Below are 3,180 nucleotides of genomic sequence, written 5' to 3'. Positions count from 1 at the left end.
GCGGGCGCAATCGAGACATGCGCAGCGCTCAGCGCCGGCGTGTCGTTGAGCCCGTCGCCGACCATCAGAACCTTGTGACCGTCTCTCGCCAGACACTCGATGCGTTCGACCTTGCCGGACGGCAGCAGGCAGGGAACGAAGTCATCGACACCCAGAACGTCCGCAACCTCCGAGCAGGCTTTGGCGGTATCGCCCGACAGCATTTCCACGCCCAGACCAGCATTGTGCAGCTGGTCGATGGCTGTTCTGGCGTCGGCGCGCAGCGCATCCTCGAAGTCGAAGGTCGCGACAATGAGCCCGTCTTTTGTCAGCACCGTTCCGCCATAGCCATGTCTGCCTTCACCGCCAGTTCGAGCCTTCCAGCCCGCCCATCCGCGCCGGCCCAGCCGCCAGATGCTTCCAGCGGCGGTAGCTTCGATCCCGAACCCTGGGTGCTCGATCACTTTATCGAATTTGTGCGGGCTGCTGCTAGCGGCAAGGCCCGCAATAGCCTTTGAATATGGATGGCGCGAATGCGCGGCCAGGTCGGCTGCGATTTCCAGCATGGCGGGATCAATCGACGACGCGTTGGCGAGCCGCGGCTGGCCAAGCGTGAGCGTGCCGGTCTTGTCGAACACCGCCGTGTCGATTGTCGCCAGGCGTTCCATGGCCGAGCCGTCCTTGACCATGATGCCGTTCTCGAACAGGCGTCGCGCGGCGACCACCTGCACGATCGGCACGGCGAGGCCGAGCGCGCACGGGCAGGTGATGATGAGAACAGCGATGGCGATCGTCATCGCCCGGTGCCAGTCGTCGGTCGCCGCCATCCAGCCCAGGAATGTCACAAAGGCGGTGAGATGGACCACCGGGGCGTAAAGCGCTGAAACTCGGTCGGCGATACGGCGATAGTGCGCGCGACCACCTTCGGCCGCCTCCATCAGCCGAACCATTTCGGCGAGGAACGAATCCTTCGCGGCAGCGGTCGCCTCGATCGTCAGTGGGCCGGTGAGATTGAGCACGCCGGCCTGCACGGCTGCGCCCGGCGCTACGTTTTTCGGCGTGCTTTCGCCCGAGGCCAGCGAGCAGTCGAGGTCCGACGCCCCTTTGATGATCTTGCCATCGACGGGGATTCTCTCTCCGGCTGCAATCAGCAGCTGCATCCCTGGTTCGATCTCGCCAACCGGCAGGTAGTCACGTGCGCCGTCGCTGCGCAGCACCATGGCGCCACGTGCGGCCAACCGGGACAGGCCTTTCACGGCGGTCCGGGCACGTTCGCGCATCACGTGATCCAACGTGCGGCCGATCAACAGGAAGAACAGCAGCGACACCGATGCATCGAAATAAGCGTGGTCGCCATGTTTGATTGTCTCATAGAGGCTCATGGCGTAGGCGAGGGACACCCCGACCGCGATCGGTACGTCCATGTTCATGCGGCCGTGACGCAGCGCATTCCACGCCGAGCGGAAGAAGATGCCGCCGGCGAAGGCCAGTGCCGGGATCGCGATCAGCGCCGAGACCCAATGAAACAGATCCCGCGTTGCGCCTTCGGCGCCGGACCAGACCGAGACTGAAAGCAGCATGATGTTGCCCGCCGCAAAGCCGGCGACAGCAACGGCGCGGATCAGCTCGGAAAGCGTCTTGTCCTTACTGTCGACCTCGGGGTCGAACAGATGCGCCTCGTAGCCCAACCGCCCCAGCGCGGCGACGAATGGTGGTACCTGGTTTCCGCGCCAGCGGACCGCGACACGCTTCGTCGACAGGTTGACACGAGCGCTCTCCACTTGATCGAGCTTTCCCAGCGCTGTCTCGATCGCCTGGATGCAGGCCGCGCAATGAACCATCGGCACTGAAAGATCGGTCTGGTGAAGATCATCGCCAAGCGATCGGCTCGCCAGCCTGATCTCCTGGCTGGACGGCAGGACCGATCCCGCGTTGACCAGATCAAGCGCCATTTCGGCGCCCGGTGCACAACAACTCATTGCAGCGCTCCATTGGAAATCATGATCCGGCGGACGTCACGATACGGTTTATCCAGACCGGCGTCGGCGTCGACTTCGACAATCCAGACGCCGTCCTTCGGCATGTGCTGCGCTGCGAATTCCTGGCCCGAGGCGGGTGCGAGGGTGACCGACTTGTCCTCTTTCTCGTAAGCGGGATGGCGAAACAGCACCTTGACGCCATACAAGGGAACCGGCTTGCCGGCGACGTCGGCGAGGCCATAGCGAACTTCGCCCCATGCGATGGTCAGCTTGCCGGTCCAGCCAAGTGCTGCCTGCGCCCGTCCTTCCTCGGCCTTCTTGTTGAATTGTTGGCTCGCCACATAGGTGTTTTCGACGACGAGGCCAGTCCAGCTTGTGCTGGCGAGCGTTGCCATGGTCAGATTGACCGCGATGACCACGCCGAAAAAGGCCAGGATGATGACCAGCATGTGCCTGCCGGTGAATTCGCGGGGTTTTTCAGCGTTAGCTGTCATCGGGCGATCTCCGGCGCGTTGAAGGTGGCGGTGTATTCGTCCGCCTCGAAGCTGGACTGGTCCGCGACACGGAACGTGAAGGTCTGCGCTGTGCCCTGGATTTGATCCGCGGGCTGGCGCACGAAGACCTTCAGCATTTTCAGGCGATCGGGCTCGACCGGAATGGCGAAGGAACGGCCTGCGGGGATGTCGTCGCCGACGACGACCATGTCACCGCCTTGCAAGCCCTCCATGGTGACGATAATGGTCCGGGGCTCGGGGATCATGTTGAGCAGCTTGACGGTGTAGCCGTTGCGGATCGAGCCGTCGGACAGCGTCACGAATTGCGGATTGCGGTCATGCAGCACGTTGAGTTCGAGCCTGTCGCGCGTCAGCAGTGAATAGAGCAGACCGAGACCGATCAGCGACCACAGACCCATGTAGAGATAAGTGCGTGGCCGGAAGATCTTGCTGACGTGGAAATGCGCCACCTTGTCGGAGAACAGGCCACCAGCAGTCCTGACCAGCGACGGGTTGATTGAACTGGAGCCGCCTGCGGTCGCCAGCATCATATTGGCGTTGTAATCGGAGAGCGTCGCGTAGGAGATCAGCCCACGCTCCCTGCCGAGCTTGTCCATGACGCCGTCACAGGCGTCGATGCAGAGCGCGCAAGTGATGCATTCGAGCTGCTGGCCGTCGCGAATGTCGATCCCCATCGGGCAGACCGCGACACAGGCATTGCAGTCGAC

General features: G+C 62.9%; 3 protein-coding genes. All 3 read right to left on the bottom strand.

Features of this window, described 5'->3' with window-relative positions; all coding sequences use genetic code 11:
* The coding region (locus EN749_RS33095) for a heavy metal translocating P-type ATPase (RefSeq protein ID WP_145991112.1) at positions 1-1,958 on the bottom strand (1,958 nt) is incomplete at its 3' end.
* Positions 1,955-2,452, bottom strand: a complete 498-nt coding sequence (locus tag EN749_RS33090; protein ID WP_128364743.1) for a FixH family protein — start codon at positions 2,450-2,452, stop codon at positions 1,955-1,957. The genes EN749_RS33095 and EN749_RS33090, both read right to left, overlap by 4 nt.
* On the bottom strand, positions 2,449-3,180 hold a 732-nt coding region (locus tag EN749_RS33085), incomplete at its 5' end, for a FixG Ig-like domain-containing protein (RefSeq protein ID WP_281061942.1). The genes EN749_RS33090 and EN749_RS33085, both read right to left, overlap by 4 nt.

This window comes from Mesorhizobium sp. M7A.F.Ca.ET.027.02.1.1 (assembly GCF_004022985.1).
GTDB lineage: Bacteria > Pseudomonadota > Alphaproteobacteria > Rhizobiales > Rhizobiaceae > Mesorhizobium.
The sequence above is the reverse complement of the archived record's forward strand: the minus strand, read 5'-3'. Positions and strand labels throughout refer to the sequence as shown.